Annotated in this window: 17 protein-coding genes; all 17 read right to left on the minus strand. The window is 39.4% G+C overall.

Annotation, left to right across the window (positions count from 1 at the left end; genetic code table 11):
* Positions 1 to 17: 17 nt before the first annotated feature.
* Positions 18 to 980, minus strand: coding sequence for an ABC transporter permease (locus LU279_RS05240; RefSeq protein WP_274421493.1), 963 nt, complete (start codon positions 978 to 980; stop codon positions 18 to 20).
* Between the two features lie 2 nt (positions 981 to 982).
* The gene (locus tag LU279_RS05245; RefSeq protein WP_274421494.1) at positions 983 to 2,482 is read right to left on the minus strand and encodes a sugar ABC transporter ATP-binding protein; all 1,500 of its coding nucleotides are present in this window, start codon (positions 2,480 to 2,482) and stop codon (positions 983 to 985) included.
* A gap of 34 nt (positions 2,483 to 2,516) precedes the next feature.
* On the minus strand, positions 2,517 to 3,494 hold the full coding sequence (locus LU279_RS05250) for a substrate-binding domain-containing protein (protein WP_274421495.1): 978 nt from the start codon (positions 3,492 to 3,494) through the stop codon (positions 2,517 to 2,519).
* Between the two features lie 111 nt (positions 3,495 to 3,605).
* Positions 3,606 to 4,610 carry a hypothetical protein gene (locus tag LU279_RS05255; RefSeq protein WP_274421496.1) on the minus strand — a complete coding sequence of 335 codons (1,005 nt, stop codon included), beginning with the start codon at positions 4,608 to 4,610 and terminating at the stop codon, positions 3,606 to 3,608.
* Between the two features lie 26 nt (positions 4,611 to 4,636).
* Positions 4,637 to 5,032, minus strand: coding sequence for a D-ribose pyranase (gene rbsD, locus LU279_RS05260; RefSeq protein WP_274421497.1), 396 nt, complete (start codon positions 5,030 to 5,032; stop codon positions 4,637 to 4,639).
* A gap of 14 nt (positions 5,033 to 5,046) precedes the next feature.
* Positions 5,047 to 6,057, minus strand: a complete 1,011-nt coding sequence (locus tag LU279_RS05265; RefSeq protein ID WP_274421498.1) for a LacI family DNA-binding transcriptional regulator — start codon at positions 6,055 to 6,057, stop codon at positions 5,047 to 5,049.
* An 18-nt stretch (positions 6,058 to 6,075) separates the two neighbouring features.
* Positions 6,076 to 6,915: a sugar phosphate isomerase/epimerase family protein gene (locus LU279_RS05270; RefSeq protein ID WP_274421499.1), complete on the minus strand. Its 840-nt coding sequence runs from the start codon at positions 6,913 to 6,915 to the stop codon at positions 6,076 to 6,078.
* Between the two features lie 306 nt (positions 6,916 to 7,221).
* Positions 7,222 to 7,890, minus strand: a complete 669-nt coding sequence (deoC, locus tag LU279_RS05275; RefSeq protein ID WP_022067219.1) for a deoxyribose-phosphate aldolase — start codon at positions 7,888 to 7,890, stop codon at positions 7,222 to 7,224.
* Positions 7,891 to 7,909: 19 nt separating this feature from the next.
* On the minus strand, positions 7,910 to 9,100 hold the full coding sequence (locus LU279_RS05280) for a phosphopentomutase (RefSeq protein WP_022067220.1): 1,191 nt from the start codon (positions 9,098 to 9,100) through the stop codon (positions 7,910 to 7,912).
* 51 nt (positions 9,101 to 9,151) lie between these two features.
* A complete protein-coding gene (gene udp, locus LU279_RS05285) occupies positions 9,152 to 9,931 on the minus strand; it encodes a uridine phosphorylase (RefSeq protein ID WP_022067221.1) in 780 nt (259 codons plus the stop codon).
* Between the two features lie 15 nt (positions 9,932 to 9,946).
* A complete protein-coding gene (gene cdd / locus LU279_RS05290; RefSeq protein ID WP_022067222.1) occupies positions 9,947 to 10,393 on the minus strand; it encodes a cytidine deaminase in 447 nt (148 codons plus the stop codon).
* Positions 10,386 to 11,228 carry a purine-nucleoside phosphorylase gene (locus LU279_RS05295; RefSeq protein WP_022067223.1) on the minus strand — a complete coding sequence of 281 codons (843 nt, stop codon included), beginning with the start codon at positions 11,226 to 11,228 and terminating at the stop codon, positions 10,386 to 10,388. The genes cdd and LU279_RS05295 overlap by 8 nt, the downstream gene beginning before the upstream one ends.
* A 4-nt stretch (positions 11,229 to 11,232) precedes the next feature.
* Positions 11,233 to 11,955 carry a Crp/Fnr family transcriptional regulator gene (locus tag LU279_RS05300; RefSeq protein WP_022067224.1) on the minus strand — a complete coding sequence of 241 codons (723 nt, stop codon included), beginning with the start codon at positions 11,953 to 11,955 and terminating at the stop codon, positions 11,233 to 11,235.
* A 97-nt stretch (positions 11,956 to 12,052) separates the two neighbouring features.
* Entirely contained in the window at positions 12,053 to 13,117 is a 1,065-nt protein-coding gene (locus LU279_RS05305; protein WP_022067225.1) for a BMP family lipoprotein, read from the minus strand.
* Positions 13,118 to 13,177: 60 nt separating this feature from the next.
* Positions 13,178 to 14,131, minus strand: a complete 954-nt coding sequence (locus tag LU279_RS05310) for an ABC transporter permease (protein ID WP_022067226.1) — start codon at positions 14,129 to 14,131, stop codon at positions 13,178 to 13,180.
* A gap of 2 nt (positions 14,132 to 14,133) precedes the next feature.
* Entirely contained in the window at positions 14,134 to 15,264 is a 1,131-nt protein-coding gene (locus LU279_RS05315; protein ID WP_022067227.1) for an ABC transporter permease, read from the minus strand.
* The gene (locus LU279_RS05320; RefSeq protein ID WP_022067228.1) at positions 15,254 to 16,786 is read right to left on the minus strand and encodes an ABC transporter ATP-binding protein; all 1,533 of its coding nucleotides are present in this window, start codon (positions 16,784 to 16,786) and stop codon (positions 15,254 to 15,256) included. Before LU279_RS05320 ends, LU279_RS05315 begins: the two co-directional genes overlap by 11 nt.
* Positions 16,787 to 16,986: the final 200 nt, after the last annotated feature.

Raw genomic sequence — 16,986 nt, forward strand, 5'->3', positions numbered from 1 at the left:
CCTCCTGTTGTTTTTCATTATTTTTTTACAGATACTTTAGCTCTAATTGTATCTAATAAAACTGCTAAAATAATAATTCCACCAAGTACGACCTTCTGCCAATAAGCACTTACTCCCAAAAGATTTAAACTATTATTGATAAATCCCCATACAAGTGCTCCTGCTAAGGTGTTAAACATACTTCCATTGAAAGTTCCACCAATATATACCGCTGCCAGAGCCTGAAGAGAAAGGTCACTTCCCGAACTCGGCTGCCCAGAAGACAAACGAGCTGTCATTACAATTCCTGCACATGCTGCACAAAAGCCACCCAATGTAAACATCAACATCTTTGTCAGTTTTACTTTCAATCCTGAGAGAGCTGCAGCCTCTGGATTTTCACCAACAGCAATTACGGATCTTCCAAATGGTGTATATTTTAATAAAAATGCACCAATGATAAAGAAAATAAGCATAATTACAACTGGAACCGGGATTACATTTGCAATATAGCCTCTGCCAAGATAAAGGAATTCATCTGGCAAACCTGTAACAGGCATACTATTTGTTGTAATCAGAACAAATCCCTGTACAATGTACTGCATACCTAATGTTCCAATAAAAGAGGGAATTTTCCAATATGTAACAATAAATCCTGATGCCATTCCTACCAGTGATCCAATCGCAATTGCAATCAAAATGGCTAACCATACTGGCATATTACATTTTGTAATTAACAATGCTGCATTACATCCGGCAAAAGTAGCACTCATTCCACTACTAAGATCAATTTCGCCGCCTAAAACAACAAACGAAACGCCTAATGCACAAATGCCAACTACACACACCTGTCTAAATACGTTTATAAAATTGTTTACAGTCAGGAACTTATCGTTAATCAAAGACATTACTACAATCAAAACCAAGATGATTAGCCATGCTCCCATTCCATTAGCAATTGTTCCAAGCTTTTCCTTGATATTTTTATTTGTCTTACTCATCCTCAGCCTCCTACAGAAAGTTGTCCTATTGTACTTTGTGTAAAGTTCTCTTTCGAAACTTCTCCTGAGATTACACCCTCGTGCATAACAATAATCCGATCACAGATTCCAATAACTTCCTCCATGTCTGAAGATACCACTATTACAACCTTTTGCTCTGCTACAAGTTCATTGATAATCTCATAAATTTCTCTTTTTGCTCCTACATCAATTCCTCGAGTCGGTTCATCAAGAATAATAATATCTGCATCGGAAAGCAGCCACTTTGCCAAAACTACTTTTTGTTGATTTCCTCCACTAAGAAACATTACTCTTTTATTTACAGAAGAAGTTGCTGTATGAAGTTTTTTTACATATTCCTCTGCATAGGCTTTTTCTTTTTTAAAATCAAAATACAAACCTGCTTTCAATATTTTCTTCAATGCAACCATTACTGTATTAACTTTTATTGATGACCGTAGAAACAATCCCTCTTCTTTCCTGTTTTCTGTTACAAATCCAATTCCATTTCGTATCGCATCTCTAGGACTACAAATATCCACTTCTCTTCCCCGGATAAATATCTCACCAGAAACTCTCTTATCTGCACCAAAAATCATTCTCATTGTTTCTGTTCGTCCAGCTCCCACCAAACCGGCAAATCCTAACACTTCACCAGCATGAGCCTGAAAGGACACATTCTTTACTCTTAATCCTCCATCAGAAAGGTTTTTTACTTCTAGTACAGTTTCCCCTATGTGAGTATCTCTTTCAGGGTACTGATTTGTAAGCTTTCGTCCAATCATCATTTCTATCATTTCATTTTTAGTGACATCTTTTACTGCTTTTGATCCAATATAACATCCATCTCGTAAGATAGTCATACGATCACAAACAGCATATATTTCATCTAGTCTATGTGTTATGAAAATGATAGCAGTTCCTTTGTCTTTTAATTTTCGGATTATTTCAAAAAGAATTTCGGTTTCATTTTGAGATAAAGAGGATGTCGGTTCATCCATAATCACAACCTTTGCATTTATACTAACTGCTTTTACAATTTCTATCAGCTGCTGTTCTGCCAAGCTAAGTTCTCTCAACATCTTATGTACATCAATATGGATGCCCAATTCATTAATCAGCTTTTGGGAATCTTCATACATTTGATTCCACTGTATAACTCCATTTTGTTTGGGATATCTTCCTAAAAAGATATTTTCTGCTACAGTTATTCTTTGAATAAGATTTAATTCCTGATATATGATAGCAATTCCCAGTTCTTCCGAATGGATAGGAGACTGTATTTCCACCTCATTTCCATCAAAAATAATAGAACCGCTGTCTTTTTTATATGCACCAGACAGTATTTTCATTAAGGTGGATTTTCCAGCACCATTTTCCCCCACAAGCGCCAATACTTCACCTTTATTTAACATCAGATCCACATCCGTTAATGCTTTTACACCCGGAAATGCCTTATTTATCTTTTTTAACTCTAATATAGTTTTTGTCGTTGATCCCATAAAACCCACCTTTCTGCATCACAAAATGCAGATTTTATTTTGCAGCCTCCTCTACTTCTTCTGCCGACAACTGACCTTCATCACAATATACTCCGGCAGAAATTGGAACTACTTTATCAAATTCTTCTCCTGCTAAGTATTTATTAATATATTCTACTGTAGTAACTGCTTCTACATCAGGAGCCTGGGTTACTGTACCTACATAATTATTATCGCCATCAATAACCTCCAGTTCCTCATCTTCTCCATCATAGCCGAATACCATAACCTCTGTTCTGTTTGCACCAACTGTTGCATCATAAGCACCAAGTGCTCCCTGAGCACTCACTCCATAAATTAATTCAATATCTGGATAAGTTGTAAGCGCATCTTCACCACTTGCCATTGCTTCTTCTCTTGTTGTTACATCATATTCATTCAAAACTTCAACAGAAATTCCATGTTCTTCCATTGCATCAACAAATCCCTGCGCTCTGGCTTTCATTTGCTCTGTAGAACCAACCATCGTTGCCATTTTTACAGAATCTTTTCCCTGATCTTTAATATACTTGGACATATATGTTCCGCCTATATGACCAGCATCATAATGTTCTGTACCACAGGCATAGGTAATAAGCTCATTTATATTATCTGGGTAATCCGTATTTCCTATTACAAATACTGGAATATCCTTTTCTTTACACTGACTAAGAACATCTTCCATTGCATCCATAAACCATGTGGATACTACCATTACGTCTACATCATCGTTTATCAAGTCCTGAATACCATTTAACTGAGTTGCCGCATCAAGATTTCCATCTACAAAAGAAACTTCCCAATTATTTTTTTCAGCTTCTTCTATAAATGAATCATACATCCTTACAAAATATGGAAAATTTAATGTTGCAAAGCTTAATCCTACTTTTAAATGATCTTCCGATTCTTTTGCATACACACTGTTTACTGGTGCGAGCATTGATGTAATTGTTAAAGCTGCTAATCCCAAAATACCTAAAACTTTTTTCTTCATATTTACCTTCTCCTTTAATTAATTTTCTCGTGTTTATCGGTTACATAAAACAAAATTTCATTACACTATACCCCCAGTTTTAACCTCCTTCCCATATTATTTAAAATTTTGTTATGTAATATTTAAAGTTAATATAACAATTCCGGCAATAAAAAATCCCAGTCCACATACAAGTACACCTAATGTTTTTCTTTTTGCTCCAGCAAATTCGCCATATACAATCCCCCAAAGATATGACCAAATGCCAAATGAATAACCAATTCCCGTAGCAATTACTACGCTTACAACAGGTGCAGCTACAGCATTCAGAAGATTTCCTCCAAAATGACAAAACGCAGATATAACAGCCATTGCCACAATAAGCCACATTTTTACATTTGGGTGAATCACTTTGTCCCACATCTTATTCTTTGTTATCATAATTCCTGAAAAAATAGTAGTCCCCAAAAAAGCTCCTATGCAAAGAATTCCCATACATGTAAAAGAAGAAAAACCATTTGGTCTCAATTCTGTTCTAAGACCAATTGAAGAAGCAACAGAAAAGAAAGGTTGTAAAATACCTGATGCGAATATTAATAATACAATATCTTTCTTTTTAGCTTTCACCTGGCCTGATATGTTTTTTTCTTGACTTATATCTCTGTCTCTCATAGTACCAGATACCTGGCAAACAATCGTTCCTCCAATTAACAATACAGCTGACATCATGATCATGATAATTGATGCACCCTCCGGAACTCCGCCAAGAACTGCTGATACAATCACACCACTTAATATAGAACAAGTGGAGGTTATTGAACTGGATAATATTAATCCAACTCTACTTACTGCTGATAATTGAACCTGCATTCCAATTGCATAGACAGCTCCACATATGAACACAATTGCTGCACGACCTAAATCAGAGCCAATCTCATGAAAAACACCATCAGGAATCATTTTATCTTCAAATATAAAGATTGCGCCCCATACAATCACAATGGAAAATAAATACATCCAATTTAAAAACACATATATTGGATAGTCTCCTGTATGCTTAACAGCCTGAAACCATGATCCCCATAAAAAAGTTACGAATAACAGTACTAGTACAGCACTTGTCTGTGATAACCCCATAACTCATTCTCCTATCTACCACAATATTAAAAATTTACACCTGCAACAAGGACAATATTCGCATAAGGAGATGTTTCTCCGGTTCGAATAATCACCTGTGCCTGTTCTGACATTTTCTTTAATTCTTCATGAGAGATATAGGCATGTGGTAAATTTTCTGCTATTTTTTTTACTTTGTCATGTAAAGCAAAATTTTTGCTCTTAATCTCATCTGCTAAATAATAGTTTTCTACCACCATTTCATCTAATACTGCTTCCAGGGTCTCCAGAAATGATGGAATACCTGATTTCAAAGCTAAATCAATTACTTTTATACCTTTAGGAATAGGTAATCCAGCATCTCCAATAATAAGAAACTGAGTATGCCCAATTGCTGAAATTTCTTTCACTATTTCTGAATTTAATATTCCAATCTTTCTCACAATCTTACTCTCCTTTATCTTGTTGTTTGTCTAAGTAGTAGCCTTGTTTTCAATTTTACAAACGGATATATTTCTGCTTTTTCTTCTACAGCCTGCAGCATAAGATCAGCTGCCGTTCTTCCCATTTCTATAATAGGATGTTGTATTGTACTTAATGCAGGAGCCATATACTGAGAGAAAAATATATTATCGTACCCCATTACTTGTACATCATCCGGGATTCTATAAGACAACTCTTTTAGGGCATTCATTACACCAAGTGCCATTAAATCGTTAGCACAAATAACTGCTGAATACTGAATTCCTGCGCTTTCCATTTCTAAAATAGCTCTATATCCACTATCCACTGTATAGTCACCTGACCTAACAAGTTCTTTTTCAAAAGGAATTCCAAATTGTGTTAATGCTGTATGATAGCCCTTTAATCTATCTGCTGCAACCTTACTTTTACCTTTTCCACCAATAAAAGCAATTTTATCAACACCACTATTAACAAAATATTCACACGCCATATACACAGCCAACTCATTATCTGTTGTTACAATTCCACAATTTGGTACATCTTCTAAATAGTTATCAAGAAATATGCATGGAACATGAAATTTTTCCATTAACGAAAAATCTTCTGAAGGATGATCCCCAACAGGTGCAATTATTATTCCATCCACTTTTTTAGAAACAAAATCCTGTATCCATTTTCCTTCTGTTCTAACCGAGAAAAGACTATCACCTAAAATAAGAGAATACCCTTTTTCATTTAGTCTGGTGCCAATCACTCTAGCCATTTCCCCAAAAAAGGGATTCGTAATGTCTGGAATAATTAACCCAATAGTTTTTAGACGCATTCTTGCAGCCATTGTAGGTAAATTAGAATCTGTATCATATTTTAACTCATCTAAAAGATTTTGAATTTGCCTACGCTTCTTTTCTCCCACCCCATCTTTTCCATTTACAACCCGGGAGACCGTAGCTTTAGAAACACCTGCTAGTCTTGCTATTTCTTCCATGGTTAATCGTCCAGACATTGCTTTCTCCTTTTTACCTTATAATCCTAGTACATTGTGAATATATTCTCTGCTAATCTGTGCTGATCTATAATTACATACTGGCTGATAATCCAACTCGACACACAAGATATCATCATATCCTGCATTCCTCAGTTCTTTTACAACTGCTTTAAAATCTATGCATCCATATCCCAGCGGTCTAAAACGTTTCATCGGCCATTCTGGATTTAAAGATTCATCTGGATCAATATCCTTTAAATGCATATAACCAATACGTTTTCCATATTCCTTGATCAAGGATGGTGCATACATACCCGCAAGCGTTGTATGAGCTGTATCCACACACAAATATACATATTCCGGATCTGTATTTTCCATAAACATATCAATCTGTTCTTTTGTGAAAACTGCAGTATTTGCATGAGGATGCATACAAGCTTTAATTCCATTTTCTTTACAAAGTTTTCCAATTTTATTAGCTAATGCTGCATAGCTTAAAATTGTTTCTTCATTTGTTGGTCTTTGATATGGTTTATCAGACCACATTACACCTTGCATATTCATATAATGAACATCTGTTGTTTTCATAAACTTTACATATTTTTCAGCTTCTTCATAATCTTTTTCTGGATTATTACTAAAATAAAAATAAAGATTTTCAAATTTAAGGTTATATTTGCTTACCACATTTTTAAATCCCTCAATGTCATCTGCATAGTAATCGGCAATCCAGTTAAAATTTTCTACAGTTTCATATCCAAGATCGGAAACTTCTCTTAAAAACTGCTCAAAGTTCTCCTTATGCCTGTCATTAATTGGATTCCAATTATCTCTTTCATTCTGAATCCATGTCCATCCTGTATATCCTACTCTCATAATTTACCGCCTTTCTTTTTTTATTTTTGCGTTTCTGTTTCTTTAATTCACATTATATTTACGTAATTTTGTTTCGTAAATTGTATGTTTTTCACAATTTTCCTGTATGTTATTTGTCATTTTCATGCATAAACAATCTTCTATTCTACTTTCATCTCATAAATATGTTGTTGTCTGAAACTTTAGATTGCAGAAAAAAATCTCCTGTATCAAATCAGGTATAAAAACACTGATTTCTACAGGAGATTCTTATTTTAAAAGACCATAAAGCTAAAAGACAATATTAGCCGCTCTTTTATCTATTATTTAATATCCAGTACCATCATCGGTATTCTTTATAATTTTGACAATTCGACTTGTTCCCAGACGATCAGCCCCAAGACGGATAAATTCTTCTGCGTCCTCCAGAGAAGAAATACCGCCGGCTGCTTTTACCTTCACTTCCGGTCCCACATGTTTCCTCATCAGCTCCACATCTGCAAAGGTTGCTCCGGATTTTGAAAATCCTGTAGAGGTTTTAATAAACTCTGCTCCTGCCTTTGTAACGATTTCGCACATTTTTATTTTTTCTTCATCTGTAAGCAGACAGGTTTCAATGATTACTTTAAGGATCTTTCCGTCACAAGCTTCGTGAATGCTGCGGATCTCATCTTCCAGCTCCTGATATTTCTTATCTTTCAGTAAGCCGATATTGATCACCATGTCTATCTCTGAAGCTCCGTTGGCAATAGCGTCCCTGGTCTCAAAAACTTTTGTGGCCGTAGTGCTGTATCCGTTTGGAAAACCGATCACTGTACAAATGGGAAGCTTTCCCTCTACATAATCAGCGCTTTGCTTTACATAGGAAGCCGGAATGCATGCGGATGCTGCTCCATATTTAATAGAATCGTCCAGAATCTGGCGGATTTCCTCCCATGTTGCAGTCTGTGTCAATAAGGTATGGTCTACTTTGCTTAAGATTTCTTTTTTATCCATAACTGTCCTTTCTGATAACTTATTTCAGTTTATCTAAAATTGAATGTCCAATGGTTCCTTCCGGCATTTTTACACCGAAATTATCTGCAATAGTTGCCCCAATCACTGCAAAGGTATCCGTGTCCTCCAGTTTTCCATTTCCTTTCATAGAAGGAGAATAAGCTACAAAAGGCACATGTTCTCTGGTGTGATCCGTTCCTGTATGGGTTGGATCATTTCCGTGATCTGCCGTAATGATTAAAAGATCGTCCTCACGAAGTACCTGAAGAAGTTCGCCCAGTTTTTGGTCAAATTTTTCCAGCTCCTGCGCATAACCTTCTACATTGCGGCGGTGTCCCCACAAGGCGTCGAAGTCTACCAGGTTGGTAAAGCACAATCCTTCAAAATCTTTTCTCGCAATTTCAATGGTCTGTTCCATTCCATGAACAGAGCTCTTGGATTTATTGGATTCCGTCAGGCCTTCTCCGTCAAAAATATCAAAAATCTTTCCAACAGAGATCACCTCATATCCTGCCTCCTTTAAGGCATCCAGCGCTGTTTTCCCATAAGGTTTCAGTGCATAATCATGACGGTTGGCAGTACGCTTGAATTCCCCCTTCTTTTTTCCTACATAAGGTCTTGCAATGACTCTTCCAACCTTCCATTCATCCTTCATAGTCAGCTCTCTGGCAATCTCGCAGCAGCGATAAAGTTCCTGAAGCCCAAAGGTTTCTTCATTTCCACAGATCTGGAGAACAGAATCTGCAGACGTGTACACGATCATATGACCGGTTGCAATTTCTTCTTCTGCCAGTTCGTCCAGGATTTCAGTTCCGCTGGCGCTTTTGTTTCCAATAATCACACGCCCCGTCCTTGCTGACAGTTCATCCAGAAGCTCTTTGGGAAATCCTGTTTCCGTAAAGGTTTTAAACGGTGTGGTAATATGAAGTCCCATCATTTCCCAATGGCCGGTCATAGTATCCTTTCCCACACTGGCTTCTGCCATTTCCATATAATAGCCAAGAGGCTTTTCTGCTGCCGGAACGCCTTTCAGCGGATGAAGATTGGCAATCCCCAGCTTTTGAAAATTAGGAATCTGAAAGTTTTCTGTTCTTTCCGCAATGTGCCCCAGCGTATCGGTTCCTGCATCTCCATATTCTGCAGCATCCGGCAGGGCACCAATTCCCATAGAGTCTACAACAATGGTAAAAACACGTTTAAATTTACTCAATGAAATGCCTTCCTTCCTATTATTGATCATGTATATAAGAATCGTGATAGCTTATTTTTCTCTGTCTGCCCGGATCAGTTTGCGGATAGCTTCTACAGCAACCTTAATTGCTGACTCTGTATCATGAACAATAGGATTGTCCAATCCTGCTGCATTTCTCTCCTGATTTCCCACTACAAGAAAATCAGATCCGCAGCGTACTCTCAAATGACTTGCCGCCACAAACAATGCAGCTGATTCCATTTCCGATGCTTTGCAGCCCAGACGTTTCCATGCTTCCCACTTGTTCAGAAGTTCGTAGCTGACCGGCATTCTCTCCGGCTCATGCTGTCCATAAAAAGCATCCTTACACTGAACAACGCCTGCATGATAAGTGTAACCCAGCTCTTTTGCCGCTGATACCAGAGCATTTGTAACGTCCAGATCTGCAACTGCCGGAAACTCAATAGGAGCATATTCTCTGCTGGTTCCCTCCATGCGGATCGCTCCGGTTGCTACAACAATATCTCCGCCTTTTACATCCATCTCAATACCGCCACAGGTTCCCACACGGATAAAAGTATCCGCTCCGCAAAGCACAAGCTCTTCCATAGCGATTGAAGCAGAAGGTCCTCCAATTCCAGTTGAGGTCACACTGACTTTTTCGCCGTCCAGATAGCCGGTATAAGTCACATACTCACGACTGTCTGCCACCAGCTTCGCATCATCAAAAAATCTGGCGATCTTTTCACAGCGTTTCGGATCTCCCGGAAGAATCACATAACGTCCTACATCACCTTTCCGGATCTGTAAATGATACTGCAATCCCACTTCACCTGAATAATTCTGCATTTTATCTTCCTCCTTTTAGCGGGCCAGATTTTCCGGTCCGAATCCCAGCGGCAGCAATTCTGCCAGACTGTAGTTCAAAATTCCACCTTTTCCATCCTCCAGAAGAATCCGGAATTCTTCCGGAGCACAAAATTCACGCATGACCTGACGGCATACTCCACATGGCGAACACGTTTCTTTTCCCTCTGTTCCTTCCGCGTCGCCTACAACCGCTATGGCTGCAAATTCTCTCTCTCCTTCCGATACCGCCTTAAAAAATGCGGTTCTCTCTGCACAGTTGCTGGGAGTATAGGATGCGTTTTCTATATTGCATCCCAGATATACTTTTCCCTGTTTTGTAACAAGCGCCGCGCCTACCTGGAAGTGAGAATAAGGAGTATAAGCCCGTTTTCTGGCCTCATGAGCCAGTTCAATCAGTTTTTTTTCATTTAAGCTTCCACTGTCCAGAACTTTTTCATCCATTCTTTCTTTCTCCGATCAGACGTATGGTCTCTGTCACCAGCTTCTTAAAATCTGCCGCTGCACGGTCTGCTGTCTCCTGTACCTCTTTATGATCCAGCGGCTGTGCGGACATTCCTGATGCCATATTTGTGATACAGGATATTCCGCATACATCCATTCCCATGTGATTGGCAGCCATTGCCTCACAGGCAGTGCTCATTCCTGCCGCATCTCCGCCCATAGCTCTGCACATACGGATTTCTGCCGGTGTTTCATAATTCGGACCTGTAAACTGCATGTATACTCCCTGCTGGATGCTTACCTGCATATTTCTGGCAGCCTTTTTGATGATTTCTCTCAGTTCTTTTTTATAAACTTCACTCATATCAGGAAATCTTGGTCCCAGTTCCTCCAGATTTTGTCCGATCAAAGGACTTGGAACAGCCGTTGTAATATGATCTGTGATCATCATCAGATCTCCCGGGCAGAAATTATAATTAACGCCTCCGGCTGCATTTGTAAGGATAATCGTTTTTGCCCCCAGCAATCCCATTAATCTGGTAGGAAGCACAACGTCTGACATTTCATATCCTTCATAGTAATGAACACGTCCCTGCATGGCTACAATCGGAACTCCCTGTACATAACCAAACAAAAATCTTCCCTGATGCCCTGTCACTGTAGATACCGGAAATCCTTCAATCTCAGAATATTCCAGAACTTCCACAACATCCATTTCTTTGGCATAATCTCCCAGTCCAGAGCCCAGGATCAATGCCACCTCCGGTTTAAATGAAATACGACTTTTCACTGCATTGGTGCATGTGATAAGTTTTTCATAAATTCTATTTTCCATATCATCACCTCTCTATTAATGCTGATACCATTTCATTCATCTTCATGTACTGCTCTTTATTGATACTGAATTTATTTCCTTCTTTTGTGATCCATCCGTTTTCATGGAACTTTTTGACCGCGCGGTTGACTGTCCGGACACAAAGCCCTGTCATCTCAGAAAGCTCCGCTCTGGAGGAATTCACAAAGAATCTTCCGTCTTTTTCATTTTTCTTATAGGTGTCCACCAGGTAAAGAGCCAGCCTGTCGGCACCCTGCAGAAATAAATAAGCTCTGCTTTTCCTATCTGTTTCCAATAAATAACGTCCTACGGTTTTCGCTTCCCGTTTCAATGCATTGATGTCTGTATTTAACCATTTTTCATAACTGTGTTTCGGAATCTTGATCGCAATACAGGGCGTCACTGTTTCTATGGTTGCATTATATACAGGAAGATCCAGGACTAATTCCATACCGCCCATTGCTTCCAGTGTATTTACTCTCATAAAATCATATACGATTCCATAGATCCTGTAATCTGCTGCCCGTATGATTCCTTTAATGATCAGATAAATATATTTGACCGGTTCGTTTTCTCTGATAAATGTATAGTCCTTTTCCATCTTAATGATCTGGAAAGAATCAATGAGCCACCTGGGAGCGCCGGCAAAATATGCTTTCAGTTCCTCATATTTTTCATGTTCTATTTCTCCCAGAACAGATATGGCATTATACAGGTAGTCACTCATGATCTTTCACCTCATTTAGGAAAACAGGCTGTCCCACTTACTTGTGCGACAGCCTTTTTGTTATTGAATCAATAGTTGCTCCGTTCTGCTGATTCCATTACTGGATCAGTTCTACTTTTACATTGTCTGCCGGAACATCTGTTGCGCTTGCTGCAACTGTATCATTTTCTACTTTGATGCTTCCGTCAACAAGACCCTGGAAAAGTTTATCATATGTAGCCTGGTCAAATTTCTCAAATTTAGATGTTTCCATCGGCAGTAAGATACCATTGTCAGCAGCTGTAAGAGTTACAGATTTTCCGCCTTCAAAGGTTCCATCATAACAAGATTTTACAGTATTGTATACAGAATCGCCAAGGTTCTTCATAGCAGATGTAATAACTGTATCAGACTCGGAAGACTGGTCAACGTCTACACCGATCACTTTGCCGCCAGAAGTCTCTGCTGCTTTCATAACAGAGTTTCCAACTGCACCGCCGCATGCGAAGATTACTTCTGTTCCTTCGTTATACCATGCAGATGCTTTTGCATTGTTTTCCGGAGTTGCATCAAAGTTTCCTACATAAGTATACTTCATGGACACTTCTTCTACGCCAAGCTCTTTTGCAGCTGCGTCAGCGCCCTGGATAAATCCATAACCGTAACGGATTACTGCAGGAACTGCAATACCGCCCATGAATCCAAGCTTTGTATAGCCTTCTGCTACTGCTGCATAGCCTGCCAGATAACCAGCCTGCTCCTCTGCATAGAAAATGGATTCTACGTTTTTCTCAATTCTCTGACCCTCGTTAGGATCTGTAGGAGCTGCATCAATAATTACGAATTTTACGTCCGGATATTTATCCTGTGCTTCCAGAACCGGATACTCAAACAGGAATCCCGGAGTTACGATAACCTTTGCTCCTCCTTTTACTGCAAGGTCAATGGAGGTCATGCATGCAGCGTCTGATTTTTCAGCCGGTTTGTAATATTTGCAGGTAAGATTATTATCTTTTGCATATGCCTCCAGTCCTTCCCAGGAACCCTGGTTAAAGGATTTGTCGTCAATAGTTCCTACGTCTGTGATCAGCGCAAGTTCATATCCCTCATCTGCATGAACCGTTGCAGCACCTCCCATAACCATTACGCCTGCCAGTAATAAACTTAATAATTTTTTCATCATGTTTTTGTCCTCCTTTGGATTTTTTATGTAAATTAATAAGTTTCACGTAAAAATAAACGTTTATCTGCTTCCCTTATCATATGGAATTCCCTCTGCCCGCGGAGCCTGAGAATTCTTTGAAGAAAAGATCAGGACGATCAGCGTTGCAATATAAGGAATCGTCTTGTAGATCTCATTTGGGATCGGCAGAGATTTCAGTATCGGAATAGCTGAATATGCACTTGCCAGTGTCTTCATGATACCGAAGAAAAATGCTGCCATAAGGATTTTACCACTTCTCCACTGTCCGAAGATCAGCACGGCAATGGCAAGGAATCCATATCCGGCTACAGTTGCATTAAAGTTTGTGGATGTCGGAACTACGAATACCAGACCGCCGATTCCGGCAAGGACACCGGAAATGATAACACCTGCATAGCGGATCCCTGCTACGTTTACGCCTACAGAGTCTGCTGCGCCCGGATGCTCACCGCAGGCACGGAGACGAAGACCGAATCTTGTCTTTTTGATGGCAAAGGCTGCCACAAGGAAAATACCGATGCCAATAAATGTAGTGATATAGCAATTCTGGAAAAACATAGGTCCGATCACCGGAATACTTCCAAGAACCGGTACCTTTGAAATATAAAAGGTATCTGCAAAAGGAATCTGCTGAGTACCCTGGATCATACGTGCCACATAAATCGCAAATGCCGGAGCAAACATATTAAGAGCAGTACCGCTGATAGTCTGATCTGCTTTCATGTTTACGGAAGCAAATGCATGAAGCAGAGAAAATATCCCGCCTACCGCACCTGCGATCAAAACTGCCAGGATCAGCAGGAGCTGTCCACTGATACTGTTCTGAAAGATATTGATAAAGAAAATTCCTACAAAGGCTCCCATAACCATAATACCTTCCAGAGCAATGTTGATGACGCCGCTTCGTTCCGAATACATAGCACCGATGGCCACGATCAGAAGAGGAATCGCAAAATACATTGTCTGCTGAATGATAAAATATAATACGCTCATGCCTATTCCTCCTTTCCTTTATCTGTGCCAACTGCTTTTGCTTCTGCTTTTTTTGCCCGTCTCATCTGAATCTTATGGATCATTGTCTTAAACAGGAGAGACAGAGCGCCGCAGTAAACGATTGCTGCAATAATAATATCGATCGCTTCTGATACAAAGTCAAAAAGCTGCATATTGTAGCCGCCTACAGTAATATGTCCGATAAAAAGTCCGGAAAACAGGATTCCGATCGGATTGGAAAGTCCAAGAAGAGCCACTGAAATTCCTGAAAATCCTTCCGGTGCAATGATATCAAGTACCTGAAGATATTTTCCGGATCCTGCCAGATACAGCAGCGCACCGCCAAGACCTGCAAGGGCACCGGAGATCACCATGGAAAGAACGATATTTCTCTTTTCATTGATTCCGGCATATTTGCTTGCGTGAGGGTTAAGACCGCAGGCTTTTAACTCATATCCGAATGTTGTCTTGTTCAGGATCACATAAATCAGGATCACACAAAGTACTGCAATAAAAATTCCGATGTTCAGGCTTGCGCCTACAAAAATCTTGTCCAGTCCGGCTTTTGGCAGTATCGCACTTTGAGCTACTGCCACAGACTGATTTTTCAGCGGATCGTAAATATAGTTGCGAACCAGAAGATTCACGATATACATGCCGATGTAATTCATCATGATCGCTGAAATAACTTCATTTACATTAAAGAAAGCTTTCAGGATTCCCGGAATACTTCCTACCAGAGCTCCTACCAAGATTGCTGCCAGAAGGGCTACCAGCCAGTGGATTGAAGCCGGAAGGAACGTCCATTTGATTCCTACATATACGGCTGCAAAAGCTCCTGCTGTAAACTGTCCGGATGCTCCGATGTTAAAAAGGCCTGTTTTAAAAGCAAATCCTACAGAAAGACCTGTCATAATGATCGGAGTCGCATAGTAGAGAACATCACCTACTCCTTTCATACCGTCTGTAAAACCGCCTTTTATGATCATCATAAATCCATTTACAGCCTGGCTGGGATTACTTGCAAGAAGGATGATGAATCCAAACAGCAGACCACAGATGATCGCCAGGATAGAAGAACTGAAATTAACAAATCCTTCTCCTTTAAATATAGATTTACGTTTACTGTTCATTCTTCACACTCCTTTTTGCACCTGCCATATAAAGTCCAAGTTCCTCTGTTGTGATTTCCTTCGGATTCAGGTCAGCAACAATCTCACCTTCGTACATAACCACGATACGGTCACTTAAATTCATTACCTCATCCAGTTCCAGAGATACCAAAAGAACCGCTTTTCCTGCATCTCTCTGTGCTACAAGCTGCTTATGGATGTACTCGATGGCTCCTACGTCAAGTCCTCGTACCGGCTGCACTGCAATTACGATCTCCGGATTTCTGTCAAGCTCTCTGGCAATAATGGCTTTCTGCTGGTTTCCGCCGGACATGCCTCTGGCGATGCTGGTTTCTCCATGACTGGAACGGATATCAAATTTTTTGATCAGCTCTTTTGCATACTCACGGATTGCATCAAATTTCAAAAATCCATGTTTCTGAAAACGGTCTGTATAGTAAGTCTGAAGTACCAGGTTCTCCTGAAGTGTATAGTCAAGAACCAGTCCGTCTTTATGACGATCTTCCGGAATATGAGCCATACCATCAATACATTTCTGACGGATGCTTTCCTTTGTAATATCTTTTCCGTTTAAGATCACCTGTCCGCTGTCCAGGGGCATCAGACCTGTAATTCCATATACCAGTTCTGATTGTCCATTCCCATCAATACCTGCCACACAAAGAATTTCACCTTTACGAACCTTAAAAGAAACATTTTTAACAGCCGCTTTCTTTGAAGCTTTGCTTTTGATGGTCAGATTTCTCACTTCCAGAACTGCATCTCCGGGATTCATTTCTGTTTTTTCCACGTTCAGGTTTACTTTTCTTCCTACCATCATTTCAGACATCTGTTCTTTGGTGGTATCTGCCACATTGATGGTACCGATGTATTTGCCTTTACGCAAAACACTGCAGCGATCTGCTACTTCCTTGATCTCATTCAGCTTATGAGTAATAAAAATAATGGATTTTCCCTCTGCCACAAGCTGCTTCATTACTTTCATAAGCTCCTGGATCTCCTGAGGAGTCAGTACTGCGGTAGGCTCGTCAAAAATCAAAATATCATTGTCACAGTACAGCATTTTAAGGATTTCAACTCTTTGCTGCATTCCTACGGTAATATCAGAGATGTAGGCATCCGGATCAATTTTAAATTTGTACTTTTCACTGAGTTCCATTACTTTTTTTCTGGCGTCTTCCATTTTCAGAACACCCATTTTTACGGTTTCCCTGCCAAGCACAATACTTTCCAGAACTGTAAAATTATGAACCAGTTTAAAATGCTGATGAACCATTCCGATGCCCAACTCATTCGCATCATTTGGATTATTGATCTTTACAGTTTTTCCATTGATCTTTATTTCGCCTTCCTCCGGCTGATAAAGACCAAAAAGAACACTCATCAAGGTGGACTTTCCTGCTCCGTTTTCCCCAAGAAGAGCGTGGACTTCTCCTTTTTTTACCTGGAGAGTAATGTCATCGTTTGCTTTAAAATCCCCAAATTGTTTTGTAATATGGTTCATTTCGATTACATATTCCACTCATGTACCTCCTTTACCCGTTCCTGTTTGTGCAAAATATCTTTTTGTTCCATTTATTATACATCTTTTTTGTGCAATAAAAAAAGGACTCATGTCCTTTTTTTTATTATTAAACAGATTTTTTTTAATAACCAAATATTTTTTTGTACATTTTTACGCATACTTTCGCTTCTCTTCTGTTATAAAGTATACAATAGATA

It is taken from the genome of Blautia sp. XA-2221 (genome assembly GCF_028767025.1).
Lineage (GTDB): Bacteria > Bacillota > Clostridia > Lachnospirales > Lachnospiraceae > Blautia_A.

Bases quoted from the DNA above. Each gene is read 5' to 3' on its own strand.
- LU279_RS05300 (WP_022067224.1), bottom strand. From the start codon at position 11,955: ATGAGTGACTACCTGTATAATGCCATATCTGTTCTGGGAGAAATAGAA.
- LU279_RS05295 (WP_022067223.1), bottom strand. From the start codon at position 11,228: ATGGAAAATAGAATTTATGAAAAACTTATCACATGCACCAATGCAGTG.
- LU279_RS05270 (WP_274421499.1), bottom strand. From the start codon at position 6,915: ATGAGAGTAGGATATACAGGATGGACATGGATTCAGAATGAAAGAGAT.
- udp (WP_022067221.1), bottom strand. From the start codon at position 9,931: ATGCAGAATTATTCAGGTGAAGTGGGATTGCAGTATCATTTACAGATC.
- LU279_RS05265 (WP_274421498.1), bottom strand. From the start codon at position 6,057: ATGTCTGGACGATTAACCATGGAAGAAATAGCAAGACTAGCAGGTGTT.
- LU279_RS05310 (WP_022067226.1), bottom strand. From the start codon at position 14,131: ATGAGCGTATTATATTTTATCATTCAGCAGACAATGTATTTTGCGATT.
- LU279_RS05245 (WP_274421494.1), bottom strand. From the start codon at position 2,482: ATGGGATCAACGACAAAAACTATATTAGAGTTAAAAAAGATAAATAAG.
- deoC (WP_022067219.1), bottom strand. From the start codon at position 7,890: ATGGATAAAAAAGAAATCTTAAGCAAAGTAGACCATACCTTATTGACA.
- LU279_RS05240 (WP_274421493.1), bottom strand. From the start codon at position 980: ATGAGTAAGACAAATAAAAATATCAAGGAAAAGCTTGGAACAATTGCT.
- cdd (WP_022067222.1), bottom strand. From the start codon at position 10,393: ATGGATGAAAAAGTTCTGGACAGTGGAAGCTTAAATGAAAAAAAACTG.
- LU279_RS05250 (WP_274421495.1), bottom strand. From the start codon at position 3,494: ATGAAGAAAAAAGTTTTAGGTATTTTGGGATTAGCAGCTTTAACAATT.
- LU279_RS05255 (WP_274421496.1), bottom strand. From the start codon at position 4,610: ATGGGGTTATCACAGACAAGTGCTGTACTAGTACTGTTATTCGTAACT.
- LU279_RS05315 (WP_022067227.1), bottom strand. From the start codon at position 15,264: ATGAACAGTAAACGTAAATCTATATTTAAAGGAGAAGGATTTGTTAAT.
- LU279_RS05305 (WP_022067225.1), bottom strand. From the start codon at position 13,117: ATGATGAAAAAATTATTAAGTTTATTACTGGCAGGCGTAATGGTTATG.